Source organism: Siphonobacter curvatus, from assembly GCF_002943425.1.
Classification (GTDB): domain Bacteria; phylum Bacteroidota; class Bacteroidia; order Cytophagales; family Spirosomataceae; genus Siphonobacter; species Siphonobacter curvatus.
In genome coordinates, this window is sequence record NZ_PTRA01000001.1 from 1711627 (window position 1) to 1736920 (window position 25294).

Consider the following 25294-nt stretch of genomic DNA (forward strand, 5'->3'; position numbering starts at 1 on the left):
TGCTTTTTATCTTATGTCACTGATTACCACTCTTACCCGACCCGAAGTTCAGGCGTTTATTCAGCAACACCAGCATGACGACTGGCAGAAATTACTGCTCGGGGCTTCCCGGTACCCAGATCTGCCCATTCGGGAAATAGCCCAGCAGATTCAATGCGGCCAGAAAGCCCGGACAAAATTGCCCCATTGGGCCGCTCAACCGGGCGTTCTTTTTCCGAGTATACTTTCATTGGAGCAATCTTCTTCCGAACGAACCGCTTACTGGAAGGCAAATCTCATGCAGGGCGATCGGTACGCCGATTTAACGGGGGGGATGGGTGTCGATTTCTGGGCGGCTAGTGCCCAATTCAAGCGGGCTACGTACTGCGAACAACAAACGGAATTGGCCGAATTGACGGAATACAATTTTACTCAGTTAGGTAGGAATGAGGGCATTACGTGGGTAAAAGGAAACGGAATGAACTGGCTCGAACAAAGTACCGAAACTTTCGACTGGCTTTATCTGGATCCGGCTCGGCGGGACCGCAGTAGCCAGAAGGTAGTCCAGTTAGCCGATTGTGAACCGAATGTACTGGAACATAAAGATTTATTGTTAGGAAAAGCAGCGGATGTCCTGGTGAAAGTTTCACCCATGCTGGACATTGATCTGGCAGTGAAACAACTGGATTGCGTAGCTCACGTCTACGTGGTAGCCGTGGATGATGAAGTGAAAGAATTGCTACTGCACTTGCGAAACGCACCGCAGGAACCTGAAATTACAGCGGTAAACCTGCTACGAAATGGGCAGGAGCAGCGTTTCTCCTTCCGACGGTCGGAAGAGCAGTCCCATACCGCTCCTTTTTCTCAACCCCTGACGTACCTCTACGAACCCAATGCGGCCCTGTTGAAAGCCGGAGCGTTTAAACGAATAGCCCAGGGAGGCTTGTATAAGTTGGCTCCGAGTAGTCACCTGTATACTTCGGAGGCACTCGTACCCGATTTTCCCGGTCGAACGTTTCGAATAACAGCGGTAACGAAGGCCGATAAAAAAGAGATTCGGCGATGGGTGCCCGAAGGAAAAGCGAACCTGACGGTACGTAACTTTCCCATGAGTGTCGCGGATCTTCGTAAAAAGCTTAATCTAAGTGAGGGGGGGAACCAGTACTTATTTGCTACCAGTGATCAGCGGCAAAATAAGCTTATCCTGATCACCGAAAAAGTACACGCCACACACTAAGTATTTTTATTTAATTTTTTCGTACCGATTGTTTTTTAGCATACATTCGATGGGACGATAACCCAGCTAACGCAGGCTCTGTCCTTTGTTCTATTCCATCTTAGTTTTATAAAAAATGATTCGTAAGACCATGAAAATGTTACCTGTATTGGGCTTGTTACTACTGGGATCAGTAGTCTCCGCTCAGGTTTCGGTGAAACCCGTTGAACAGGAAATTGCCAAAGTAAAGCGGACGGGTTATGTGACGACATCGTCGGTTGCTGAGAAAATTATTGAAGAAGCCTGGAAGAAGAAACTCAGTCAATACGGACGGGTACTGAGTGATCGGGGAGGAGTATATAAAGTGGAATACGCCAAAGTGCCCTTCTACGATAAAAATGTACTGATTGTTAGTCAGCTGGATACCCGGCGGGGCAGTACGTCTATCTTCATGTCCGTTGATTTGGGGAATTATGAATACGCTTCGAGTACCAACAATTACGGACGCGAGGTAGAAGATATTCTGCGGGATTTCCACAAAGACATTGATTACCAGTCGCAGGTAGCCGAGGCGGATAAGGGGCTCAAAGAAGCCAACGACAAACAGCGGGAGGTGGTACGGAAATCGGAGCGTAATATTCGCAACCTGAAGGATAATCGTTCCGAAAAGATCAAGTTGCTGAAACGGCTTGAAGACAATGAAAAGGAGTTGATTCAACTCAAGGCCGACAGTGTACAATTATATAGTGATGTACAACAGGTAAACCAGCAGGTAGAAGACCAAAAGAAGAACGCTGATACGGTGAAGAACCGAAAACCTTAATGAAGTTCAAGCGAAGGCCCTCGGCAATGCTGCCGAGGGCCTTCGCTTTTAATTACCTTCCCGATAAAAAACCCGGCTTACTCGTTCTCCTACGTTTGTTAGAATTTCGTAGGGAATGGTACCACTCCAGGAAGCCAGATCGCGAATGGAGGGATAATCCCCAAAAATGATCACTTCGTCCCCTTCCGAGCAGTCCACATCTGTCACATCTACCATACTCATGTCCATGCAGATATTTCCAACGATGGGGCATAACTGGCCATGGATCAGTACCTTCCCGGTACCTCGACTGAATTTACGGTCGAAGCCGTCGGCGTAACCAATAGCAATGGTGGCAATCCGGGAATCCCGGGAGAGTACGCCCCGGCGACCATAGCCGACCGTTTCGGTTTTGGGGACTTCCTTGATCTGTGAAATCACCGTTTTAAGCGTACCAACCGTTTTCAGGTTTTCCTGATCCTCCGGTAAGACCGCCGTACCGTATAACCCTTTACCGAGCCGAATCATGTCGAAGCGGGCTTCGGGAAAACGGGCCAGTCCCGGCGAATTCGCCAGGTGTCGAATGGGCTGGTAGGGGAGAACGGCCGTAATGCGGTCGGCCATAAACGTATACCGGGCAATTTGCTGATGCGTGAAAGCATCGTGCTCGGCTTCGTCGGCGGCCGCCAGGTGGCTAAAAATAGAAGCAATACGAATTTCCGGATGCTGACTGATTTGATCGGTTAGCCAGTCCAGGTGTTTTTCTTCAAAACCCAGTCGGTGCATCCCCGTATCCACTTTGATGTGAACGGAAGTGGAAAGCTGACGGTCGCCGAGAAAATCAACAAATTCCTGCCAATGGCGGGGACTGTAAATTTCCGGTTCCAGCTGGTAATCGAGTACCTGCTGAAAATTCTCCGGCGAGGTATTCAAAATCAGAATGGGCAGCTGAATACCGGCTTTACGCAAACGAACGCCTTCGTCCGGATACGCTACGGCAAGGTAATCGACGCGGTGGAATTGTAAGAGATTCGCTACTTCCTCGATACCGCTTCCGTAGGCAAAGGCCTTCACCATGACCATGATTTTGGTCTGACGGCCAATTTTTTCCCGGAAATAATTTAGGTTATGGGATAAAGCATCCAGGTTTACTTCCAGAATGGTTCCGTGCGTTCGCAGCGAAAGTTTCCGAATGATATCTTCAAAGTGGAAGGTACGGGCCCCTTTGACCAGCACGACACTGTCACTAAAATCAGAGGTACGGTATTTTGCCAGAAAGGCTTCGGTACTTTCAAAAAACTTCGCGGGTAAGGCAAAGGCCATCTGGTTGCGTTGCAGGGCTTCGCCGATGCCGATCAACTGATTCACGCCTTTGTCTTTCAGGAGTTGGGCAATCTGCGTATACAACTCGCTCTCGTTTACCCCGCTTTGCAGCAGATCGGAAAGTATGACCACTTTGTGCGGACGTTCGTGCTGATTCGACAGAAAATCCAAGGCCATTTTCAGACCAGCCAGATCATTATTGTAACTGTCATCAATCAGGTAACAGTCATTGATGCCTTCTTTCAACTCCAGTCGCATCGATACGGGACGCAGGGCGTAAATGCGTCGCTGAATTTCATCCTCTGAAATTCTAAAATGCCGTAAGAGGGCAATGCAGTGGTTGAGGTTTTCCCACCAGGCCTGACTGATGTTACTCTGCGTGGTGAAAGGATGCCAGGCTTCGGTTTTCGACCAGCCGAGAATCTGGCAATCCGCGGGCAGAAAGTCGGGCAATTCCGCCGTGATTTCCGTAAAGTCGAGGCAGTACACGAAAGTTTTGACGTGACGGAATAGCTCCAGCTTTTCCCGGATTTTCTGTCGGCGATCCTGAAACGCTTCGTCGTGGGCTGTACCGATATTAGTAAAAATGCCAATAGTTGGCTGGATTACTGTTTCCAGACGAGCCATTTCGCCGGGCTGTGAAATACCCGCTTCAAAAATGCCTAACGTATGATGGGCATCGAGCGACCACACGGACAGGGGTACGCCCAACTGGGAATTATAACTCTTGGGACTTCGGCAAATGACAAAGTCCGGACTGAGCAGCTGAGCCAGCCATTCTTTCACGATGGTTTTTCCGTTGGAACCCGTAATGCCAATAACGGGAATAGAAAAAGCCCGACGATGCTCGGCGGCTATTTCCTGTAAAGCATGAATGGCATTGGGCACCACATGAAACTGAGCCTTCGGAAAAGCCTGCGTCTGAAATGGGGCCTCTTCAATAACGAATTCCCGAACGCCTTTTCGGTATAACTCAGGAATAAAGGTATGTCCATCGTGGTGCGGTCCGCGGATGGCGAAAAATACGGAATCAGCGGGACTGCTAATCTGACGGCTGTCGGTAAGTAAATAGCGAGCAGAAATGGTCATGTACTGCGAATAAAAACGATACGATAATGAAAGTCCGGCGTTACTACGGGTTCGTAATGTATAAACAAAGCAACGAAGGAACCAACAAAAACGTTACTACAGCCAGTGTTTTCGCCGGAACCAGAGTAGCATGATCACGACCATCACCGCCATCAGACCCATCGCGAAAGGATAGCCATACCGCCAGTGTAATTCCGGCATATACTCAAAATTCATCCCATAGATACCCGCTACGAAGGTCAATGGCATGAAGATGACCGAGATGATGGTCAGTACTTTCATTACATTGTTCAGCCGATTACTGATGGTCGAATTGTAGAGGTCCATCAGACTGGTCATCTGGTCGCGGTAGAGTTCTACGGTTTCGTTCACCTGATTGATGTGATCGTACAAATCCCGCAGATAAATTTCCGTATTGGCTGAAATCAGCGACTGCCCGTTCAGGGGAGCTTCCCGCGAAAGGCTCAGGGTAATTTCCCGAAGTGGCGTAACCACTTTCCGCATCACGCCCAGTTCGCGTTTAACGGTATAAATCTCTTCAAGGTGCTTCTGCTCGGCATTTTTAAACAGGGCTTCTTCGAGCCGATCCAGGTTTTCTTCTACGCAATCCAGCACCCGGAAATACTGATCTACCACTACATCCGCCAGGGCATACAGCAGATAGTCCGCCCCATTTTGCCGCGTTTTGCCGGCACCGGCTTCAATACGTTTTCGGATCACTTCAAAAATATCCCGGCTCCGTTCTTCCTGAAACGAAAGTACCCAGCTAGGCCCTAGTACCAGAGCTACGTGTTCGGGTTCTACCTCACGGGTATGGGGATTATATTCCAGCCACTTCAGTACGATGAACAGGGTGTTTTCTCCGAAAAACTCAAACTTGGGCTTTTGTAGCGTATTCAGAATATCCTCCTGCATAAGCGGGTGAAGCTGATACAGGCGGCCGATTTCAGCAATGACTTCGGGTTTATGAATACCGTCGATATTCAACCAGGTGATCCCCGTTGTCGAAGGGCTTGCTTCGGAATAGTTCTGTATAATTTTCTTTTGATGCCCTTCCAGCGTAAAATCAATCCGGGTAATCTTGATTTGATTATCGAGGGGTAGCCCTATGTATTGAAGCGTACCGGGCGAAGTTCCCAGATTTTTACGCTCGATTTTATGCTTACGTGAAGACATGAAGATACGAAGTGAGTGGACCGTTTCCTTAAAACGGGGCCAATGGTACGGAACTATAAACGTAAAACTTCGGGCTAGGTTTAGTACGGGGAGGGATATTTTAGAGCATCAAAAAACTTACGCAGTCCCGAACGTTGACCCAACGTTTAGGGTTTAAGTACTAAAGGCATAACATTTTTCTAAAACCGGCTATGAAAGCAACGCTGCTGAGTTTGTTTATGGTCTGTACCATGGTTGTTATGGGCAGTTGCCAATCTCAATCACAGGATAAGAAGCCCAAGAAAATGGACGTAAAAACGAAGAATCCCTATTACTCTCGCACCGATACTACAAAACTGAATGTATCCGATGCCGAATGGAAAAAAGTACTCGAACCCGAAGTATATGCCGTAGCTCGGGAAGCGGCCACCGAATGGGCCTTCCGGGGTAAGTACTGGAACTTTACGGGCCGCGGTACGTACTACTGTGCGGCGTGCGGCAATGCCCTGTTCAAGTCAGATGCGAAATTTGCCAGCAGTTGCGGATGGCCCAGCTTCTTCGAAACGATGCGGCCGCACAGCGTCGAGTACAAGGAAGATCGTTCGCACGGCATGAACCGTATCGAAGTTTTATGCGGACGTTGCGGAGGTCATTTGGGTCACCTGTTTGATGACGGTCCGGCTCCTACGCACAAACGCTATTGCATGAACTCCGTCGTGATGGATTTTGAGCCGGACGATAAGAGCCAGCAGGCGGTGAAGTAGGTGCATCGGTAGGAGAGAAGGTTTGAAAAGTTTAGGGTGAATACTCTTCTAGAAGACAGCATTACAAAACAGAAAGGGCGGTAAACTCTAGTTTACCGCCCTTTCTGTTTGTATCGATCAGTACCGATTAACGCATGTTATGATACACGTTCTGAACGTCGTCGTCTTCCTCGATGCGTTCGATCAGTTTATCCATGTCAGCGGCTTCTTCTTCGGAGAGTTCTTTCGTATCGTTGGGGATACGCTCGAAATCGGCTCCCTGAATTTCGTAACCGTTCTCTTCCAAGAAATGTTGTAAGCCACCAAAAGCGGTGAATTCGCCGTAAATGATGACCTGATCCGTTTCTGGATCCAAAAATACTTCTTCCGCACCGAAATCAATCAGTTCGAGTTCCAGCTCTTCAATGTCCAGACCTGGCTTATTGGCAATCTTGAATACGGATTTGCGATCAAAGATGAAATCCAGCATACCAGAAGTACCCAGACTACCACCCAGCTTGTTAAAGTAGCTACGGATGTTGGCTACCGTCCGGTTGGTGTTGTCGGTCGTGCATTCAATCAAAACGGCGATACCGTGAGGGCCGTAGCCTTCGTATACTACCTCTTTGTAGTCTTCCTGATCTTTCGCCGTAGCTCGTTTAATGGCCCGATCTACGTTGTCTTTGGGCATGTTCGCCGCTTTCGCGTTTTGAATCATGGCCCGCAGGCGTGAATTGGAGTTGGGATCAGAACCACCACTTTTTACCGCCAGCGTAATGTCTTTACCGATTCGGGTAAAGGTTTTGGCCATTTGGCCCCATCGTTTGAACTTACGGGCTTTTCGGAATTCAAAAGCTCTTCCCATACTAAGTAGTTAATCGTTATTGAGTTGTCCGTTACAAATTATTCCAGCGAACCTATTTTCTGCAAAAATACAAGAAGTAGCCTCACTTCCGAATGCGTAGGGGCGGGAAGCTGGAATAGTCTTTTCGTTTTCTTAGGGAAACGAACTATTGATATTGTCATGAATACGAACCAGGAAGAAAATCCCCGCAAAGAGCCCCAGCATGATCTGGAGTGGCAGGAAGATAATCAGCACAAGCATCATTACCAAGCTCTGGAAAAACGTGACCCGGAAAAAGGATACAGCACCGACCCTGGTCAGGGTGATCCGGGCGTGAGCTATCCTCTTCGCGATGAGGACATGGACCGACAGGTACAAGACCCCGTAGCCGAAGCCGAGAACCTCAAGGAAAGCTACGAAATGGCCCACGATGAGGGCGGCGAGCAGCAGGAGGTTAAAAATGAAGAACCCGTCCCTATTGCCGATACCGTAATGACCGATCGAAAGGAATCGGCTGATCGGAAGGAATAAAAAAAGAGGCTTCTAATTAATAGAAGCCTCTTTTTTTATGAGTCTGAACGCCCCTTTGGGCGTCGGCAGATATTCTTAAGGTTAACGTTATTTTAAGCAATCTCAGGCCAAAAGAAAGACCAAACAATCACTTATTCCCAATCGAGATCAATGTGACGCTGTAACCCTTCGTTTTCGCTGAAAGGAAGGAATACTCGCCAACGTCCGTTGCGGTAACGAGCCGAAATATGTTCGACGTCTACGTCACTCGGAATCAACAGATCGCCCACCGTATAAGGTAAGAAGCTTTCTACTTCTTCCTCTTCGTTTACTTTCAATACAGGGTGTAAGGTATACAGCCATAAGTGGCCGTTTTCAATATCAACCTGTAAGTCATCAGGATCAACGCCTGGCATTTTTACAAATACTTCATAGCCCGCCTCGCCGCGGTTCACCCAGACTAATGATTCAGTCCGACCACCGTTCAACGTATTTGCAAAGTCTATGTTAGCGAGAATTTCTTTCGGTACTGAGATTTGCGGTTTCATGGCTTTTATGGGTTTTTCCCTTAGTTAGAAAAACACCTTTCCAGAAGAAAAGCTAAGCCAAACTGGCAGAATTATGTAGACCTATTTCTACGATTTCTGCTATTTTGACAGGGGAAATGGGGCCTGGAGCGTCATAAACCTATATTATAGCGGATTAGTACAAGCGTTGTATAGACGGTTAATTTAAAAAAAGGACAATAAATTGGCCAACAGGTGCCCAAAAAAAGGGAGGCTAGTCATTGAGACCAGCCTCCCTAACATATAGCTTCTTACGTCCTTAGTTGTTTCGACGTTGTTGCCGGATGTATGAATCCCGGTTCGTATTCAGCGTAGGAGCATCTTTGTAAATTTCCTTCCAAGAGTTGTCTTTTAAAGCTCCATCCTTCACCGATTTAATCCAGCTTGCCCAGGCCAGCGGGTTAAAGAAAGGTATGGTATTGGCGAAACCCTTATTGGCATTATAGTTGGTAATCTGGTTTTGTGAAGCTTGGAAACCGGAGTTTACGCCGCCCGGTTGTGAAGCGGCCATTCTTCGCAAATAATCAGGGTCCATGTTCCGAGCCAGTGCTTCGCGTTCCTGCTGATCGGGTAAATTCATAGTCAGGAATTCTTTCTTGAACTCTTCGAAGTTGCGGAAAGGATAAACTTTCACCTCCCGCAGCGTAATGGCATCTTCCCGTAACTGAACCTTAGCTGAGTACGAAGGCTCATTATAGTTTTTCGGAATGACCAGGTATTGTTTGCGATAACCCGTATAACTGAAGATGATACTGTCACCCGGGAAAACAGGAATGTTAAAATAACCGTTGTTGGAAGTAACCGTACCCCGGCCCGTATTGGCAATATTAATCGTAGCGGAAGGCAACACTTCGGATTGCTTTCCACCCACAACTACGCCGGAGAACTGAATCGCTTTAACTTGCCCCTGAGCCATTCCGTGTTCAGTGGATAAGCCCACAAGCAGAAGAGCCGAAAGTGCTATGATTAATCGTTTTGTCATGCAGAATAAAGAATTGCCCTTGGCAAATGTTACTGTAAACAAATGTATTGCTTTTCGACGAGTATTCATGGTTACTATCAGATTTTAGAGGACGAAACCCCGTATTTCTTCTCCCAAAATCTACAACTGTACCAAACGCGTGCCATTGATTGGAACGCGGGCGGAGCCTACAAGGCTCAGATGTAAAAAGACGCTCGCAGGTTGCATCCTACGGGCGTCTCTTTTATTCTTTATTATTTATTCTGAATAACGACTACTCTTTGTAAAAATTATAAATCAGTGAAATCTGAACGGCCTGATTGTAGAAATTTACTCCGGGTTCGGTTGTAATCACATTATTAAAACCACGGCTGTAGCGTAAGTTCAGGCTAATCTTGTCAGCGGCATCCATGAAGTCATACCGAAGGCCAGCCGTAAACCCGTAATCACTGCGGTTATTAGGTCCACGGGGCGTGCTTTCCGGTCCATTCAGGGCGTAGGCGTATTCCGGACCTGCCTCTAGCGTCAATCCTTCCGTCACAACGTAGCCGAATACGGCAGCTCCAGTGGCGTAGTAAAAGGAATTACGGGTAACAACGTTGTTGGCTTTCAGAGCACCACCGCGTTGTGTCAACACCACTTCCGGTTGAATCACAAATTTATTGAAACGCTGCCGGTAAAAACCACCGAAGTGCAGGCCTGAATTAAAACGGGAAACGACATCGCCTTTCGGACTACGAATGGTATAGCCTGAGGTGAGCCCGGCTTTTAAACCATAGTGGGGCTTTAGGTGGAGCACCTGAGCGGAAGCTTCTGTACCAAGCAACGTAATGAAAATCAGGGACAAAAGGGGGAGAATTCGTCGAAGCATCGGCCGATATATGTTCTAAATTTATTCACAAAACAAAGCTAAAACGGTCAGACGGTCAAATTCTATATGAATGAGCCTTTCTTTCGAAGGCTCAAGTTGGTATACTTCTTTCGTTTTCAGTCCATAGAATGGCAGTATCCGTATGAATATTTTATGGTTTCAACGAGATCTACGATGCTCAGATCATCTTCCCTTACAGGCAGCTCTGGCAGCAGGGCAGCCCATAGTGCTTGTGTTCTGTTACGAACCTCTGTTACTAAAAGATCCGCATTTTGATAAACGTCACGGAAGGTTTATCCGGGAATCATTGCAGGATTTGACGGCGGCCTTTCAACGCCAGCATCATACCCTGCACATTATTCGGAATGACTTCCTGGCCGTACTGCAACGGCTGCACTACCGGTATGGGGTAGAAACAATTTTCTCGTACCAAGAAACCGGCCTGCCGGTGCTGCAGCAACGCAACCAGGCCATTCAGGCTTATTGCCAAAGTGAAGGGGTGGAGTGGGTACGTTTCCCGAAGGTTTCGGGAGCGAATCTCAATCAGTCCGACGGCAAACGCCGCTGGCAACAGGCGATGCGAAAACCCATGTCGACGCTTGACCTATCGCAACTGAAAACAGTATCACTCGGAGCTGGCTTTACGGAACATTTGTCCGCGGTGGATGACTTACATCCTTTTCACATTCGTGATTTTCATTTCCAACGCGGCGGCTTTACGCAGGCTCGGGAATGGTTAATAAGTTTTGTTAAAATTCGAGCGGTGCAGTACGTCCAGGCGGAAGACAATCCGTACCTGAGTCGGTACAATGCCAGTCGACTGTCGGCTTATCTGGCTTGGGGAAATCTTTCGGTTCGGGAAGTGTATCAGGCGGCTTCCGAAGCGATGGGGGAAGGGTTTCACGTAGATGCCCTGAAGCTATTTCAACAAAAGCTATGGTTGCATGATCGGCTGCAAGCTCGTTTATATGAGCCTACGTTACCTGCACCGCAAGAGCAGGAGAATGCTCATTTTGACGCCTGGAAAAAAGGATGTACGGGCTTGCCGCTAGTGGATGCGGCCATGCGTTGCCTGCTCGAAACGGGTTATCTTATTCCGCGATTACGGGAATTGCTACTGTCAGTACTACGACAACGCTTGCCCGAATGCGAAGCTATAGGCTGGCAGTGGCTGGCCCGGCAGTCCCTCGATTTTGATCCGATGCTGCTAGACGCTTATCAGAAAGTCAGTGGGAAGAAGAAATTTCTGAATCCTGTGAAGGAATCTCGCAGCCTGCCAGATGCTGTACATTTTCTCCGAATCTGGTTGCCGGAATTAACTCATGTACCCCCGCGTTTTCTGCACGAACCCTGGCGAATGCGGTTAACCGACCAGCGGAAATACGGCGTAGATTTGGGTAGATCGTACCCAATGCCGCCTAAAAGCTGGATTCCCCGGGCTGTGCGTAAACGACGTGCCGTATCTGTCAAATCCTAGTAATCTTTCATACGAATGGCTGACTATGAAAACATTAGCGTTTGTTCATAAGTCCAAGAATTCATCACTTAAAAAGCAAAAGCCTCTTTAGATCGCGATTGGTACAAATTTTTCAAGGTCTGAGAAAAAACAAGGCATATGGGAGAACGAACACCAATGATACTGGAAGAATCGGCTCAGCGATTTGGCTTCAGTTTGCCAGTCGTACAACATATCTGGGATGGATTAGTACGCTCGCACGGTAAACAAGTACAATTTAATTCGCCCGAATTAGGCGGTCAGGGCCAGTGGCAGAACGGAATGCTTATGATTGGCGATTGGAATAACCACGCCATGAAGGCCCGCCTAGCGGAATTGATTGAGCATCTAGCACCGCTGGCTGCCGAGTCACCAGCCTACGCGGAAGTTCCCGCTGCTCAGGCCTACGCCCGCCAGGAACAACCCCTGGGAGCAACGGACGAAACCGAGACGACCGAACCCGAAAAGACGCTCACGGGTGGCTGGCAGGGCACTCAAAATGGAATTTCCTACGTATTTTATCCGGAGCAATCCTTATTAGCACTGAATTCGGGCGAACGTTATAGCACCGCTCCCTATTTTGTGCTGGGCATGGGACAGAGTCAGCAGCAGGGCCGTAATACGCTAGTACTGCTGACCGACCAGGGCGAAATTGCCGTGGACCAGCTCACGCGTATTGAATAAATTTTAACTTTCTAAACACCCATAGCTATGATTTACCCTGACGAGGTTATCGACGAAAACGTTCGAGCGTCCTTGACACCTGATCCAGACGAAGATGAACTGGACGAAAATGTCGATGATTTAGACAATGAGGAATATGAGGAAGAAGATCTGACCGTTTACGATGATGAGGATGAAGACCTTACTGACGAGGAGGAGCCCGTTATCGAAGAAGATTTTTCAACCGATTCGGATATTGTCATCGGAGACGACGAACTCGACGAAATTGAGCAATTGGATACGCGTGAAAATGGCATCATGAAACCGTATCCTACGCATGAAATGTACGGAGACAATACGCTTACGAATACTAATTAGTAAATAACGCGTAGGCATAGATCCGAGTATAGTAACGCAAAATCCGGTCTGGTGGCCGGATTTTCTTTTTTTACCGTTTCCTAAACAGTTTTATCCTGAGTAGAGTTAGAATCCCAGCAGTACTACTTTTGTGTACACCTACTAGAACACGGCTAGCGAATTCAACTATTCTTTCTTCATGAAAAAACCTCTGGACTTCGTTTTACTGATGGCAGAAGACGATTCCGACGACCAGGATTTATTTAAGGATGCCCTAGCCCATTATTATGATCCGGTTAAACTACGATTTGTGGCGGATGGGGAAGAATGTTGTGATTATCTCAAGCGAAAAGGCCATTATGCAAACCCCGAATCTAGCCCTCGCCCGGACCTGATTCTATTGGATCTAAATATGCCTCGCAAGAATGGTAAGGAGGTTTTATCCGAAATAAAAGCGGATGATTCTTTAAAGTCCATTCCGGTCATCGTATTTACTACCTCACGTTCGCCTTCCGATATCCAGGAAGCCTACCAACTGGGATCAAATTCGTACATGGTTAAGCCTAATTCCTTCCGCGAAACATTGGATCTTATTCAACAGCTAGCCGGTTTCTGGTTTACTGCTGCCGAATTACCCGATTAATAAAAAAGGCAGAGCAACCTGAATCGCCCTACCTTTTTTTTATTGACGTATGGTTTAAGCGTTAATGACGGTACCACCGTTTGGATGTAAGGTTTGACCCGTTATGTAACTAGCATCTTCGGACGCTAGAAAGACGTAACAAGGACCTACTTCGCAGGGTTGACCGGCCCGCTTCAACGGTACGTCTTTCCCAAAAGCTTCCACTTTTTCGGCTGGGAACGTAGCTGGAATCAAGGGGGTCCAGATTGGACCCGGAGCAACGGCGTTGACCCGGATTCCTTTTTCGGCGAGTTGTTCGGATAGCGAACGCGTAAACGCCGTGATCGCTCCTTTCGTTGATGCATAATCAATCAGGGAAGGGCTACCCCGAAAAGCGGTTACGGAAGTCGTATTGAGAATGCTATCTCCTTCTTTTAAATGCGGAAGAGCCGCCCAGGTAAAGTGGAAAAAAGCAAAAATATTCGTACGGAATGTGTTTTCGAGTTCCGCCTGGGTGAGGTCCTCAAAGGATTCGTGCGGGTGCTGTTCCGCTGCGTTGTTAACTAGAATATTAAGCTGACCCAGGTGCTGAACGGTCTTTTCAACGGCTGCTTTACAAAATTCAGGGTGTTGAACGTTACCCTGAATAAGCAGGCACTGTACGCCTTCGGCTTCAACGAGCTTGCGAGTGTCGTACGCATCCTCGTTTTCTTCCAGGTATACGATGGCTACGTCAGCCCCCTCACGGGCAAAATGAACGGCTACCGACCGGCCAATCCCGCTGTCACCGCCCGTAATCAAAGCCACTTTACCCCGTAACTTATCTGCACCTTTATAAGAGTCTCGAATGAAGATGGGCTGAGGGTACATATCGGCTTCAATACCGGGCTGATGCGACTGCGTTTGTGCTGGTGTTGATGTTTGCATAGTTGTATTTTATTTTGGTTGGTAGCAGGATTGGCAAAAAAACAATACCTCAGTTTGTACTTAACAAAGGTGAAGTGAGGAATGCGGATCGGGGAAATCTTGCCACAATACTCATACTAGGAATCAGAAGTACCCGCCAAACGCCTTAAATCTGTTTTGGTACTAGGTTTTAGTTATCAGAGTAGGACTAGCGAGTCCAGTTGAACGAGGCCGAGGAAAAGCTTCGGAACTTAATCCGAAAAAAAGATTCACCTGTATAAATGATCAGTCGTATGAACACCAATGAGCTTTTTATGAAATTAATCGATACTCTACCTGTACGTCGTATTGCTTTCTTGGGTGATTATCTACCGCGTCAATGTGGCATCGCAACGTTTACGTACGATTTGCGTACCCATTTTCAGGAGCGATACGCGGATCTGGATACGTTCGTAGTAGCGGTTGAAGATCGTCCGGGAGAATACGATTACCCTTCAGAAGTTCGCTATACCTTTGATCAGAACAGTCGTTCAGCGTATGTACAAACGGCTCGTTACTTGAATGAGTCGGGAGTTGAAGTGGTTTGCATGCAACACGAGTACGGTATCTACGGTGGCAATTCGGGTGAGTATGTGATTGATCTGCTCGATCGCCTGAAGATGCCCGTGATTACAACCTTCCATACCATTCTGGAAAAACCTTCACCAGATCAGGATCGAATTTTACGTGCGATCGCTGATCGTTCTGCCTTCGTAGTGGTGATGTCGGAGCGTGGACGCCAATTCCTGGAAAATATCTATGAAATCGAGCCCGAAAAAATTGTAGTCATCCCGCACGGCATTCCGGATGTTGCCTTTACCAATCCAGATGAAGCCAAGGGAGCTTTTGGCTTAGATGGCAAAAAAGTAGTACTCACCTTCGGATTGATTTCTCCCAATAAGGGTATCGAAACCGCTATTTCAGCATTGCCTGAGGTAGTGAAGAAACATCCGGATTTGCGATATGTTGTACTAGGAGCTACGCACCCTAACCTGATTCGTGAACACGGCGAAGCGTATCGTACTAGCTTAGTTCGTTTGGCTGAAGAATTAGGCGTAGCCGAACACGTACAATTCCATAATCGATTCGTCGAAAAAGAAGATTTGCTTCAGTACCTGCAAATGGCCGATGTCTACCTGACTCCGTATTTAAATGCGGCTCAGATTACTTCCGGTACGCTGGCCTATTCCGTAGGAAGCGGAAAAGCCGTAGTATCGACACCGTACTGGCATGCGGAGGAATTACTAGCTGATGGGCGGGGTGTACTAGTACCCTTTGGATCATCAGAGGCCATCGCAGAAGCGTTGATTCATTTGTTTGACGAGCCAGACTACCGTAATAAACTTCGCAATGAAGCCTATCAGTATAGTCGGCAGATGGTATGGCATGAAACCGTTGGTTCATACCACAGACTTTTTGGCTATAGTGTGACAAATCGACTCAATCTGAATGCAGATGCCTTACCAACACTGAAGTTGGATCACTTATACCGATTGACTGATTCTACAGGAATCATTCAGCACGCTCGTTATACCTTACCGCACCGCGAAGAAGGGTATTGTACGGACGATAACGCCCGGGCTTTGCTACTGGCTTCGTGGCTGGATACGGACGGCGAAATCGTAGATGCCCGCATTCCTTGGATGATTGACGTGTTTGCTTCTTTCCTGAATCATGCTTTCGATCCGCAGGTAGGTCGCTTCCGTAACTTTATGTCTTACGGACGGGAATGGTTGGAAAGCTTCGGATCGGATGACAGTCATGGTCGGGCCATCTGGGCACTGGGCGGACTGATTGCCCGTACGCGTCGACCCGACCTGCGGGCCTGGGCTCAGGATTTATTCAACCGTTCGATTGACAAAGTACTGGAGATGACCTCGCCTCGTAGCTGGGCCTTCACTATGCTAGGTCTTTCGGAGTTTTTACACCGCTATCCGGGTGATCGTCACAAGCAGGAGCTACACCGCGAATTAGGTGATCGTTTGTGTGCCTTGTTACGCCAAACGGCTCGTCCGTACTGGTATTGGTTCGAACCTATTTTAACGTACGATAACGCCCGTTTATCCCAAGCTCTGCTTTGTTCAGACGTACCCGAGCATCAACTGGTAGGTTTACATACACTGGAATGGCTTCGGGACGTACAGACGGCTCCCGAGGGACACTTCCGGGCCATTGGTTCTGAAGGATTTTATCCCATGGGTAGTGAGCCTGCCGTGTATGATCAGCAACCCTTGGAGGCCGCCGCTTCCATTGGAGCTTATCTGGCAGCGTATGCCTACTCGGGCCTAGACATCTGGCGGGAGGCTGCCGATACCGCTTTTGACTGGTACTTGGGTAAAAACGATACGGGACTTGCGTTGTATGACGAGTCTTCAGGAGGCTGTTACGATGGTTTACAACCGCATTCAGTGAACTACAATCAGGGAGCTGAATCCTGTCTGGCTTATCTGATGGCCCGTGCCGAAATTCGAGCGGCTCAGGTTCAACAGCAGGCAAGCCAGAAAAAAAGCGAAAAAAATTCAGTGAGAGCTAAATAGCAGTCGCTACTCCACCGTTAGTTCTTGAACTTTTCTTGTTCTCAATTTTGGCTTTTCTCAGAAAAAGGTCAGGGTTGAGAACATTCACTTTAATTGTCTTGATGACATGAGCGAATCTTTGTTAAACGTAGAACGTTATCCCCTGATCATAAAACCCGATACGCACCGGGTACTATTCCGCCCTTTCCATTTAGGAAATGAACGTATGGTTTTGATCGTCAATCGTTTACTAACGCTAACTGAAGAAGAAGTAGAACACGAGCTGTCTCAGGTCTTTCAGGAATTCCGCCACCGACACCAGGCCGTTGAAGCTTATCTGGATCGTCGGGCCAAAGAAATTCTTTCCCATTTCAATTTGCCGCAGGAATTAAGTCCGTTGCATCAATTACTCATTGGAGCTTATTTCACGCACGAGTACGCCCTGGAAGCCGCCGCCCTGTTTAATCCTTCAATTGTCTGGCACCCCGATCAAAACAACCTACCCGAAGGCTGCCGTCGATTCATCATTAGTTTACGAGCCACGGGCGAAGGTCATATCTCGTCCATTGTTTTCCGTTCCGGATTTGTCGACCAGAACTGCGGTATTTGGCTGGATGGCCACTCGCGGTACGTGACGCCGCCTAATTCCTACACGGAAGCCCATCTGACGCTGGATGTATTCAAAAAGAAAATTCATGAACTAGGGCTGGATGATGGCTTTGCCAGTAGCATTGCCAGTCGCCTGCCTGAGGAAGTCTCTTATTCGGATGTGTACCCGGTTGTAAAAGAAGATCCCAATTATCCTACTCACCGCGTAGCGGGGGATGGGATACTGGCGTTAATGAAAGCCAACTATGAAGTGCATTACAGCGATGACCGAGCCCTTAGCGAGCGAATTCTGTTCCCTTATTCTCCGAACGAAATGAACGGGATGGAGGACGCCCGCTTTGTGGAGTTTACGGAAGACGACGGCAGCAAAGTATATTACGCAACCTACACCGCCTACAATGGACGGGTCATTTTCCCGCAGTTACTCGAAACCCGGGATTTTATGGACTTCCGGGTGAAAACCATGGCCGGTGATGTAGTTAAGAATAAAGGGATGGCCTTGTTCCCTCGCAAGATCAATGGCAAGTACGTGATGCTGGGTCGTCAGGACGGAGAGAACATCTATCTGATGGAAACGGACAATCTGTACTTCTGGGAAACGAGTCAGCTGCTGCTGGCTCCTAAGTATCCCTGGGAGTTCGTACAATTAGGGAACTGCGGTTCACCTATTGAAACGCCCGAGGGCTGGCTGGTACTGAGTCACGGCGTGGGGGCCATGCGGAAATACTGTATCGGCGTCTTTTTATTGGATCTGGACAATCCCCAGAAAGTACTGGCCCGATTGCCGTATCCGATTCTGACGCCCGAAGGCGAAGAACGGGAAGGGTACGTACCTAACGTGGTATATACCTGTGGAGCTGTTGTCCATGCCGACCGTTTACTGATTCCCTACGCCATGTCTGACTACTCAACGGGCTTTGCTACCATTGCCATGGAAGACTTGATGGAAGCCTTGCGAAAAGAAATCGCATTGGGGAAAAATGCGGAAGTGGCTGAGTTTCAGTAGAAATAAGTGGGGCATAGTTTCCCAATTTTTAGCGAAAACTTCTTGGTTTTCCGAACGGCACACTTTTCCTACAATACTTGACTAGAAGAATCCGTCATTCCAAAATCTCGTAACCTATGGGTAGTGTTGCACCTAACGAACTTCAAGTAATGCTTCAGCAATTGGGACAACTGCTACGGGTCGCCCGCAGCTGCCAACCCAACTTTGCTCACCTGAGCCTGGGAGCCAAAATGCCACGTCTGCGTAATCGCCTGATACGAATCAACCAGGAAAATGGTTCGCTGGCTGATGAGTTGAACATGTATACGCGGCAGTATGGTCGTCGGGAGGAAGAGACAAATCAAGCGGAATTGTATCCAACCTCTAATCAGATGGATTGGAACGAGGAACTGGAAGTTTGTGAACGTGGTACCGTTTCCCTGATGGATGCGTTTGAATCCGTTATGCAACATCGCTGCCTGATGGCCTTTCCTGAATTGTACAAGAATCTCCATCAGCATCGCGAACAAGCCTCCGATAATTTAAACTGGTTACGTACCATGCGTACGGCTTAATCAGTCTCTTCAATAGATCAATACGAAACCTGCTCATGAACACCATGAGCAGGTTTTTTTGTGCCTAAAAAAGGGATGACCGGTGGAAACATTTTATCAACGGTATTGGTTGATATGTAAACGAATATTAATTTTGCAGCATGAATTCCATGAAAGACGAATATGAATTGACGGACAAGGCTCTACTGGAACGAATCAAAAAGCTGTTTGTCGTCAACATACTGGGCCTCTCTCATCTGATTGTCCGTGACACCAATCGAGGCTTACTCAAGTTAGGTTACGCTTTACAGATTGAACAAATTCGGATTTTAATTACGCTGTATGTATTGAAAAATCCTCCTTCGCAACAGGACATTGCGAACATGTTGCAGAAGAATAAGGCTGGTATTCAGCGTTCTATACAGACTTTGCAGCGAGATGGCTATCTCAGAAGTACAACTGATGATCAGGACAAGCGAAAAAATGTAGTAGTGTTAACACCCGCGGGCAAGCTGGTCGCTGAAAAAGCAATCGAGTCGCTGGAGCAGATGAACACCCAGATTGAGAAACATTTCGACGAAGCCGAGATTGCCCTGCTCCTGAAGATCCGTAGTAAAATCGATGAGCTGGCTCAGCAGAATGAAAAGTAATCTTCCTATTTGAATTTATTGACATATCAACAGTATCCATGAAAACGAACTCTTTTTTGATTGCAATGCTGGTGGCGGTTCTGCCTTCACTCAGCAAAGCTCAAAATGCTCAGCCCGGATGGACCTTAAAACAATGTATTGAATACGGTCTCAAAAATTATGGTGGCATACGGCTGGCCCAGTATCAGGTTGAAACGGCCAATCAGCAGGCCCGCGAAGCCATCTCGCAGTATTTGCCGCAGGTAACCGGCTCCGGTACGTTTACGGACAACATCAAGCTACAGCGAAGTGTGATTCCAGCCAATACCTTCGGTAACCCGGAACCCCTGACGATCGCTTTTGGTCAAAAGTACCAGACGAACGTGGCGGCTCAGGCTACGCAGACGATCTATGATAAGACGCTGTTGCTAGGCATCAAAGCTAACGAACCGAATAAGAAGCTGGCTGAACTTAATAACCGCCAGACCCAGGAGGAAATCGTGTATAACGTGGCCAAGAACTATTACCAGGTATTCGTTTCACAGCAACAGATTGCTCTTCTGAAAGATAACATGGCCCGTACGCAGCAGGTATTAGCGATTCTGAAACTACAACGGGACAATGGCGTCATTCAACCCGTGGATTATACGAATACGGAAGTAAGCTACAACAATGCCCGTTCGCAATTAGTACTGGCCGAAAACTCGCTGGAACTGGCCTTGAATCAGTTGAAGTTTCAGATGGGCGTATCGCAGGATCAGCCCCTGATGTTGAGTGATTCGAACATTGTCAAGCAATTGCCCAAAGTACAGAAGCAGGATTTCGATTACCACAATCTGGTCAGTTTCCAGCAGGGTGAGCGGAATCTGGATTTGCAACGCATCAATATGGAACGGACGAAAGCGGGGTATTTACCCACACTGTCGGCTAACGCCAGCTACGGTACGCTTTCTTTCTCGAATGAATTCAAAGGAGCGTTTCAGAATTTCCTCGGTTTTGGTACCGTAGGGCTGCGGTTGAGTCTTCCTATTTTTGACGGCTTCCGTCGGGATGCCCAGTATCAGCAAAATAAACTGACGGTACTGACCCAGGAAGAACAACAACGCCTGAATACGGAATCCTTCAAATTGCAGTACAACAACGCGGAATCGCAACTGGTACGAGCTAAAACGAATACGGAAAACGATGATCGGACGGTGAAACTGGCCCAGGAAGTATACGACATCACGACCCTTCAATACAAACAGGGTACGAAAAGTCTGACGGACCTGCTGAACGCTGACAAGTCGTACCGCGAAGCTCAGTCCAACTACATTAATTCACTCATTAATTATTACCAGGCTCAGCTGGATCTGGAACAATCGCAGGGTACTCTCCTGAATTTCTATAATCAACTTTAGACGTCTTTCCCTAGAACCATGAAACGTACTACAATAATTGTCATTCTAGCGTTGGTTGCCATTCTTGGTTTAATCGGCTTCCAGCTAGCGTCGAACAAGAAGAAGCTCGATGAAAAGAATCAAGTGCCCACCACGACCAATGTCCAGATTCCGGTAACGGTAGCGACGGTGCAGGAAGGCGACGTATCACAGCAACTCGTCAAAACGGGTAACCTGATTCCCTTCCGGGAGGCGGATATTATGGCCACTGCCGCGGGCAAAGTACTGAAAGTCAATTTTGAACTGGGTACAGCCGTCCGTCAGGGAGCGACGCTGGTACAGGTGGATAATGAGCTGAAAGCGTTATCGCTGGAAGCTACCCAACTGAACATCGACAAATTGAAAAAAGATGTGAACCGGTATAACACCCTGTACGCCGGTAATGCCGCTACGGAACTTCAGGTAAACGACACGCAGTACAACTACGACAACGCCGTTAACCAGGCTCAGCAGATTAAAAAACAGATTTCGGATGCAACCGTTAAAGCTCCCATCAGCGGTCGGATTGTGAAGAAAAATGTGGAAGCGGGTGAATATGTTAATGTAGGTACGGTACTCGGTACGGTGCTGGACATCAACCGTCTGAAAGTACAGGTGCTCGTGAACGAAAAAGACGTGTATACGCTGAAAGAGGGTCACGCCGTGAAAGTGAGCACGGATGTATTTCCTGATCGCGTATTCAACGGTACGATCTCGTACATCGCTCCGCAGGGGGATGAGCAGCACAACTATCCCGTAGAGATCACGATTCAGAACGGTAATGTTCTCAAAGCGGGTACGTTCGTTAACGTGGATTTCTCGCAGAAATCGAATCAACGAGCCTTACAGATTCCGCGTACGGCCCTGGTGGAAAGTGTGAAAAATCCTTACGTATACGTTGTAGAGGGACAGGTTGTTAAACAACGTAAAATTCAGGTAGGTCGCGAACTGGGTGATTTCGTTGAAGTGCTGTCCGGTCTTAACGCGGGCGAAAGAGTAGTCACTACGGGTCAGATCAACCTGAGCGAAGGTACCGCCGTACAAGTCAATAAATAGTTTACAGTTTAGCGTTTTTAGTTTTCAATGGCTAACCATGGGGAGGGCAGAAAACTGAAAACCGTAAACTGAAAACCGTAAACTAAAAAGAAATGTCGATAACCGAAGTAGCCATAAAACGACCTCTGCTGGTGACTACCATCTTTACGGTACTCATCCTCTTTGGGGTCATCAGTTACCAGCAGTTGTCCTACAATCTGCTGCCTAAATTCGAGGCAAACGTCATCAGCGTTGCTACCGTCTATCGGGGGGCTGCCGCCGATGAAGTGGAAACCAACGTGACCAAGCGGATCGAAGACGCCCTTTCATCACTCGAAGGACTCGATCGGATCAAATCTACTTCTCAGGAAGGGGTTTCTTCGGTCGTCCTTCAATTGAAAAACGGAGCCGATGTAAACCTGGCTCAACAGGATGCTCAGCGGAAAATCAACCAGATTCTCTCGCTGTTGCCCGAAGATGTAGATGATCCAGTCATCAATAAATTCTCCACGGACGAATTGCCCGTCCTGCGGATGGGGGTTACGGCCAAGTTGTCGCCCACGCAATTGTTCGATCTGCTGGATGAGAAACTCAAGCCCCAGCTCTCCAACGTAGCCGGGGTAGGGCAGATCAACCTGATTGGTGGTGCCGAACGGGAAATTCAGGTGAACGTAGACCCTGTGAAATTACAGGCGTACGGCATCTCCATCGGTCAGGTCTCGCAGGCCGTTTACAATGCCAACGCCAGTTATCCGGCGGGTCAGATTGAAACGCAGCAGTCGCAGTATTCCATTCACTTCGACGCCACGGTACAATCGGTGGAAAAAATGCGTAACCTGATCATTGCTCGTCGACTCGCCAGCGGTAATACGCCCGGCGGTGGTGATGTATTGTTACGGGATGTTGCCGAAGTCGTGGACGGAACGGCCAAAGAAACGGCCATCAACCACATCAACGGTATTCCTTCCATCGGGGTGCAAGTACTGAAACAGAGTGATGCCAATGCCGTAGAAGTCAGTGAACTCGTACGCGAGCGAATCGGGGTACTGGAAAAACAGTACGCTTCCATCGGCCTGAAATTCAATATCGCGGCGGATCAGTCGGTGTATACGCTGGCTTCGGCTGAGGCCGTAGTGGACGATTTATTCCTGGCCGTGGCGATTGTATCGGTCGTGATGTTGCTGTTCTTACACAGCTTCCGGTCGTCCTTATTCGTACTGGTGGCTCTGCCTTCGTCCATTGTGCCGACGTTTATGCTGATGTATCTGTCAGGATTCTCGCTAAACCTGATGACGCTGATGGCACTCTCGCTGGTGGTAGGTATCCTCGTCGATGACTCCATTGTAATTCTGGAGAACATCACCCGACACATGGAAATGGGTAAAGACCGACGACAGGCCGCTATCGACGGACGGAGCGAAATCGGGTTTACCGCCCTGGCCATTACCCTGGTGGACGTCGTGGTATTCGTACCGCTGGCCTTGACGGGTGGTTTGATCGGTAACATTCTTCGGGAGTTCTCGCTGGTCGTTGTATTCTCAACGCTGATGAGTTTGATGGTATCCTTTACCATTACGCCGCTGCTGGTATCGCGTTTCGGCAAGCTGGAGCATCTAAAGGAAAATACGCTCTGGGGTAAAATCAACCTCGGTTTCGAACGCTTCATTGACCGGATCATTGCCTACTACGGTGGTGTATTGCAAAAAGCCCTGGGTCACAAACGTTGGGTGTTCATTATCGTCATTCTGTTGTTCGTCGGATCAATTGCACTGGTGCCGGCGGGCTTTATTGGGGCGGCCTTCATGCCTCAATCCGATCAGGGGGAAATTGCCGTGCAGTTGGAATTAGCTCCGACCGCCTCCATTTACCAGACGAATGAAGCTGTACAGAAAGCCGAACAGATTCTGTTAAAACACCCCGGCGTAACGAACGTTTTCTCGAACGTAGGGTATACGAGTAATGCTTTATCCTCAACGTCGAATAGTAACCTGGCGGACATTAACGTCAAGCTGGTCGATAAGAAAGAGCGGACGTACTCGACGGATGAGTTTGGGGTTGAAATCAAGAAAGAAATCGGTAAGGTTCCGGGGGTGAAGGTAACCGTAAGCCCCGTAGGTATTGTTGGTTCTTCCGAAGCTCCCATTCAGATTGCCGTGAAGGGTACGGACATGCCCTCCATCCGGAAAGCGGCCGCTCAGGTACTGGATATTGTAAAATCTACGCCCGGTACGCAGGATGTGAAGTACTCCGTGAAAGACCCGAAACCTGAAGTATCGATCCGTCTGAATCGGGAGCGAATGGCTCAACTAGGTATCAATGCTTCGGATGTAGGGATGGCCCTGCAAACGGCTTTCCGGGGTGATGACCGAGCCAAGTTCAAACAGAACGGAAACGAGTACGACATTCTGGTCAATCTCGATCGATTCAACCGCAGTAGTGCCGATGACGTAGGAAACCTGCTGTTCGTCAACAACCAGGGACGTACCTTCCAGTTGTCGCAATTCGCTCAGGTAGACGAACGGATCGGGGAAAGCGTACTAGAACGGAACGACCGTCTGTCTTCGATTACCATCAACTCGCAGGTCGTCGGACGTCCGGTGGGTACAGTAGGGGCCGACATTCAGGCGAAAATGGCCAATGTCAAATTGGGTGAAGGAATCTCGATTCAGTATCTCGGTCAGCTGCAACAGCAATCAGACGCCTTCGGTAGTTTGGGGCTGGCTCTGATCATGGCTATCCTGCTGGTATACTTCATTATGGTGGCCCTGTACGAAAGCGTCGTATACCCCTTCGTTGTATTGTTCTCGATTCCCGTTGCCCTGATTGGTGCCTTGCTGGCTCTGGCTCTAACGATGGAAAGCTTGACAGTATTCTCGATTGTGGGTATGATCATGCTCTTGGGTCTGGTCGCGAAAAACGCCATCCTGATCGTAGACTTTACCAATCACCTGAAAGCCGAAGGAAAAGAAGTAGTAGCGGCACTGGTGGAAGCGGGTAAGGAACGTCTTCGTCCAATTTTGATGACCACCCTGGCCATGATCTTCGGTATGTTGCCGATTGCATTAGCGAGTGGGGCAGGGGCCGAAACCAAAAATGGCATGGCCTGGGTCATCATTGGTGGTTTGACAAGTTCGCTGGTGCTGACGCTCTTCGTTGTACCTTCCGTATACCTGGTGGTAGACCGAATTATCGCTCGTTTCCAGAAAAAAGAACCCCGTCCGCAGAAGCCCGAAGAGCTTACCGTCTCACGGGCCATGAATGAGTAATGATCTGATTAACAATAGATAACGGCTTTCTGGACCTGTTCCGGGAAGCCGTTTTTTTTGCTCCACACTTCTGGGGAAGGAGCTACTCGAAGATGAGGCTGGCTTACCCCTCGGTGGATTGGTATATCGTTTTCGTATATA

General features: G+C 48.3%; 23 protein-coding genes. 16 read left to right on the top strand and 7 right to left on the bottom strand.

Annotated features, from left to right (window positions below; genetic code table 11):
• Positions 1-13 precede the first annotated feature (13 nt).
• A complete protein-coding gene (locus C5O19_RS07000) occupies positions 14-1216 on the top strand; it encodes a class I SAM-dependent methyltransferase (protein WP_243406339.1) in 1203 nt (400 codons plus the stop codon).
• A 130-nt stretch (positions 1217-1346) separates the two neighbouring features.
• Positions 1347-2018 carry a hypothetical protein gene (locus C5O19_RS07005; protein WP_133163318.1) on the top strand — a complete coding sequence of 224 codons (672 nt, stop codon included), beginning with the start codon at positions 1347-1349 and terminating at the stop codon, positions 2016-2018.
• A gap of 48 nt (positions 2019-2066) precedes the next feature.
• On the opposite strand, the gene alr is transcribed toward C5O19_RS07005, so the two are convergent.
• Together alr and corA are read right to left on the bottom strand one after the other, a co-directional pair.
• Positions 2067-4409 carry an alanine racemase gene (gene alr, locus C5O19_RS07010; RefSeq protein WP_104710853.1) on the bottom strand — a complete coding sequence of 781 codons (2343 nt, stop codon included), beginning with the start codon at positions 4407-4409 and terminating at the stop codon, positions 2067-2069.
• A 96-nt stretch (positions 4410-4505) separates the two neighbouring features.
• Positions 4506-5585, bottom strand: coding sequence for a magnesium/cobalt transporter CorA (corA, locus tag C5O19_RS07015; RefSeq protein WP_104710855.1), 1080 nt, complete (start codon positions 5583-5585; stop codon positions 4506-4508).
• Between the two features lie 191 nt (positions 5586-5776).
• Here corA and msrB point away from each other — a divergent pair, with 191 nt between their 5' ends.
• Positions 5777-6328: a peptide-methionine (R)-S-oxide reductase MsrB gene (msrB, locus tag C5O19_RS07020; protein WP_094810699.1), complete on the top strand. Its 552-nt coding sequence runs from the start codon at positions 5777-5779 to the stop codon at positions 6326-6328.
• Between the two features lie 127 nt (positions 6329-6455).
• Here the strand turns inward: msrB and C5O19_RS07025 are convergent, their stop codons facing one another.
• The gene (locus tag C5O19_RS07025) at positions 6456-7172 is read right to left on the bottom strand and encodes a YebC/PmpR family DNA-binding transcriptional regulator (RefSeq protein ID WP_104710857.1); all 717 of its coding nucleotides are present in this window, start codon (positions 7170-7172) and stop codon (positions 6456-6458) included.
• A 159-nt stretch (positions 7173-7331) separates the two neighbouring features.
• Between C5O19_RS07025 and C5O19_RS07030 the strand changes: the two genes are divergently transcribed.
• Positions 7332-7682, top strand: a complete 351-nt coding sequence (locus C5O19_RS07030; protein WP_104710859.1) for a hypothetical protein — start codon at positions 7332-7334, stop codon at positions 7680-7682.
• A 131-nt stretch (positions 7683-7813) separates the two neighbouring features.
• Here the strand turns inward: C5O19_RS07030 and C5O19_RS07035 are convergent, their stop codons facing one another.
• Together C5O19_RS07035 and C5O19_RS07040 are read right to left on the bottom strand one after the other, a co-directional pair.
• Positions 7814-8209, bottom strand: a complete 396-nt coding sequence (locus C5O19_RS07035) for an Hsp20/alpha crystallin family protein (protein WP_094810693.1) — start codon at positions 8207-8209, stop codon at positions 7814-7816.
• 277 nt (positions 8210-8486) lie between these two features.
• Positions 8487-9209 (bottom strand): carboxypeptidase-like regulatory domain-containing protein, encoded by a 723-nt coding sequence (locus C5O19_RS07040; RefSeq protein WP_165795954.1) that lies wholly within the window; start codon positions 9207-9209, stop codon positions 8487-8489.
• 42 nt (positions 9210-9251) lie between these two features.
• Between C5O19_RS07040 and C5O19_RS25950 the strand changes: the two genes are divergently transcribed.
• On the top strand, positions 9252-9395 hold the full coding sequence (locus C5O19_RS25950; RefSeq protein ID WP_165795955.1) for a hypothetical protein: 144 nt from the start codon (positions 9252-9254) through the stop codon (positions 9393-9395).
• Positions 9396-9462: 67 nt separating this feature from the next.
• Here C5O19_RS25950 and C5O19_RS07045 read toward each other — a convergent pair whose 3' ends face one another.
• Entirely contained in the window at positions 9463-10059 is a 597-nt protein-coding gene (locus tag C5O19_RS07045) for an outer membrane beta-barrel protein (protein ID WP_104710863.1), read from the bottom strand.
• A gap of 142 nt (positions 10060-10201) precedes the next feature.
• On the opposite strand from C5O19_RS07045, the gene C5O19_RS07050 reads away from it, so the two are divergent.
• The 4 genes from C5O19_RS07050 to C5O19_RS07065 all read left to right on the top strand — a co-directional run bounded on the left by C5O19_RS07050 (position 10202) and on the right by C5O19_RS07065 (position 13217).
• A complete protein-coding gene (locus C5O19_RS07050; protein ID WP_104710865.1) occupies positions 10202-11536 on the top strand; it encodes an FAD-binding domain-containing protein in 1335 nt (444 codons plus the stop codon).
• Positions 11537-11692: 156 nt separating this feature from the next.
• The gene (locus C5O19_RS07055; protein WP_104710867.1) at positions 11693-12238 is read left to right on the top strand and encodes a hypothetical protein; all 546 of its coding nucleotides are present in this window, start codon (positions 11693-11695) and stop codon (positions 12236-12238) included.
• 27 nt (positions 12239-12265) lie between these two features.
• Positions 12266-12595, top strand: a complete 330-nt coding sequence (locus tag C5O19_RS07060; protein WP_104710869.1) for a hypothetical protein — start codon at positions 12266-12268, stop codon at positions 12593-12595.
• A 178-nt stretch (positions 12596-12773) separates the two neighbouring features.
• Positions 12774-13217: a response regulator gene (locus tag C5O19_RS07065; RefSeq protein ID WP_104710871.1), complete on the top strand. Its 444-nt coding sequence runs from the start codon at positions 12774-12776 to the stop codon at positions 13215-13217.
• Positions 13218-13271: 54 nt separating this feature from the next.
• Here C5O19_RS07065 and C5O19_RS07070 read toward each other — a convergent pair whose 3' ends face one another.
• The gene (locus C5O19_RS07070; RefSeq protein ID WP_104710873.1) at positions 13272-14123 is read right to left on the bottom strand and encodes an SDR family oxidoreductase; all 852 of its coding nucleotides are present in this window, start codon (positions 14121-14123) and stop codon (positions 13272-13274) included.
• A 293-nt stretch (positions 14124-14416) separates the two neighbouring features.
• Between C5O19_RS07070 and C5O19_RS07075 the strand changes: the two genes are divergently transcribed.
• From C5O19_RS07075 to C5O19_RS07105, 7 genes are all read left to right on the top strand, one after another.
• Positions 14417-16678, top strand: a complete 2262-nt coding sequence (locus C5O19_RS07075) for a glycosyltransferase family 4 protein (protein WP_104713941.1) — start codon at positions 14417-14419, stop codon at positions 16676-16678.
• 106 nt (positions 16679-16784) lie between these two features.
• Positions 16785-18272, top strand: coding sequence for a glycoside hydrolase family 130 protein (locus C5O19_RS07080; RefSeq protein WP_104710875.1), 1488 nt, complete (start codon positions 16785-16787; stop codon positions 18270-18272).
• Positions 18273-18388: 116 nt separating this feature from the next.
• A complete protein-coding gene (locus C5O19_RS07085; protein ID WP_165795956.1) occupies positions 18389-18826 on the top strand; it encodes a hypothetical protein in 438 nt (145 codons plus the stop codon).
• 149 nt (positions 18827-18975) lie between these two features.
• On the top strand, positions 18976-19455 hold the full coding sequence (locus C5O19_RS07090) for a MarR family winged helix-turn-helix transcriptional regulator (RefSeq protein WP_158242709.1): 480 nt from the start codon (positions 18976-18978) through the stop codon (positions 19453-19455).
• 38 nt (positions 19456-19493) lie between these two features.
• Entirely contained in the window at positions 19494-20834 is a 1341-nt protein-coding gene (locus C5O19_RS07095) for a TolC family protein (RefSeq protein WP_104710878.1), read from the top strand.
• Between the two features lie 18 nt (positions 20835-20852).
• Complete coding sequence (locus tag C5O19_RS07100; protein ID WP_104710880.1) at positions 20853-21908, top strand: efflux RND transporter periplasmic adaptor subunit; 1056 nt, start codon at positions 20853-20855, stop codon at positions 21906-21908.
• A 92-nt stretch (positions 21909-22000) separates the two neighbouring features.
• Entirely contained in the window at positions 22001-25153 is a 3153-nt protein-coding gene (locus C5O19_RS07105; protein WP_104710882.1) for an efflux RND transporter permease subunit, read from the top strand.
• The last annotated feature ends 141 nt before the right edge of the window (positions 25154-25294 follow it).

Excerpts from the sequence above, each read along its gene's own strand:
- C5O19_RS07075 (WP_104713941.1), top strand. The coding sequence starts at position 14,417 with ATGAAATTAATCGATACTCTACCTGTACGTCGTATTGCTTTCTTGGGT.
- C5O19_RS25950 (WP_165795955.1), top strand. The coding sequence starts at position 9,252 with ATGTATTGCTTTTCGACGAGTATTCATGGTTACTATCAGATTTTAGAG.
- C5O19_RS07060 (WP_104710869.1), top strand. The coding sequence starts at position 12,266 with ATGATTTACCCTGACGAGGTTATCGACGAAAACGTTCGAGCGTCCTTG.
- C5O19_RS07035 (WP_094810693.1), bottom strand. The coding sequence starts at position 8,209 with ATGAAACCGCAAATCTCAGTACCGAAAGAAATTCTCGCTAACATAGAC.
- C5O19_RS07025 (WP_104710857.1), bottom strand. The coding sequence starts at position 7,172 with ATGGGAAGAGCTTTTGAATTCCGAAAAGCCCGTAAGTTCAAACGATGG.
- C5O19_RS07105 (WP_104710882.1), top strand. The coding sequence starts at position 22,001 with ATGTCGATAACCGAAGTAGCCATAAAACGACCTCTGCTGGTGACTACC.
- C5O19_RS07065 (WP_104710871.1), top strand. The coding sequence starts at position 12,774 with ATGAAAAAACCTCTGGACTTCGTTTTACTGATGGCAGAAGACGATTCC.
- C5O19_RS07050 (WP_104710865.1), top strand. The coding sequence starts at position 10,202 with ATGAATATTTTATGGTTTCAACGAGATCTACGATGCTCAGATCATCTT.
- C5O19_RS07085 (WP_165795956.1), top strand. The coding sequence starts at position 18,389 with ATGGGTAGTGTTGCACCTAACGAACTTCAAGTAATGCTTCAGCAATTG.
- C5O19_RS07100 (WP_104710880.1), top strand. The coding sequence starts at position 20,853 with ATGAAACGTACTACAATAATTGTCATTCTAGCGTTGGTTGCCATTCTT.
- msrB (WP_094810699.1), top strand. The coding sequence starts at position 5,777 with ATGAAAGCAACGCTGCTGAGTTTGTTTATGGTCTGTACCATGGTTGTT.
- C5O19_RS07005 (WP_133163318.1), top strand. The coding sequence starts at position 1,347 with ATGAAAATGTTACCTGTATTGGGCTTGTTACTACTGGGATCAGTAGTC.
- C5O19_RS07095 (WP_104710878.1), top strand. The coding sequence starts at position 19,494 with ATGAAAACGAACTCTTTTTTGATTGCAATGCTGGTGGCGGTTCTGCCT.
- corA (WP_104710855.1), bottom strand. The coding sequence starts at position 5,585 with ATGTCTTCACGTAAGCATAAAATCGAGCGTAAAAATCTGGGAACTTCG.
- C5O19_RS07040 (WP_165795954.1), bottom strand. The coding sequence starts at position 9,209 with ATGACAAAACGATTAATCATAGCACTTTCGGCTCTTCTGCTTGTGGGC.
- C5O19_RS07045 (WP_104710863.1), bottom strand. The coding sequence starts at position 10,059 with ATGCTTCGACGAATTCTCCCCCTTTTGTCCCTGATTTTCATTACGTTG.
- C5O19_RS07090 (WP_158242709.1), top strand. The coding sequence starts at position 18,976 with ATGAAAGACGAATATGAATTGACGGACAAGGCTCTACTGGAACGAATC.
- C5O19_RS07000 (WP_243406339.1), top strand. The coding sequence starts at position 14 with ATGTCACTGATTACCACTCTTACCCGACCCGAAGTTCAGGCGTTTATT.
- C5O19_RS07080 (WP_104710875.1), top strand. The coding sequence starts at position 16,785 with ATGAGCGAATCTTTGTTAAACGTAGAACGTTATCCCCTGATCATAAAA.
- C5O19_RS07055 (WP_104710867.1), top strand. The coding sequence starts at position 11,693 with ATGATACTGGAAGAATCGGCTCAGCGATTTGGCTTCAGTTTGCCAGTC.
- alr (WP_104710853.1), bottom strand. The coding sequence starts at position 4,409 with ATGACCATTTCTGCTCGCTATTTACTTACCGACAGCCGTCAGATTAGC.
- C5O19_RS07030 (WP_104710859.1), top strand. The coding sequence starts at position 7,332 with ATGAATACGAACCAGGAAGAAAATCCCCGCAAAGAGCCCCAGCATGAT.
- C5O19_RS07070 (WP_104710873.1), bottom strand. The coding sequence starts at position 14,123 with ATGCAAACATCAACACCAGCACAAACGCAGTCGCATCAGCCCGGTATT.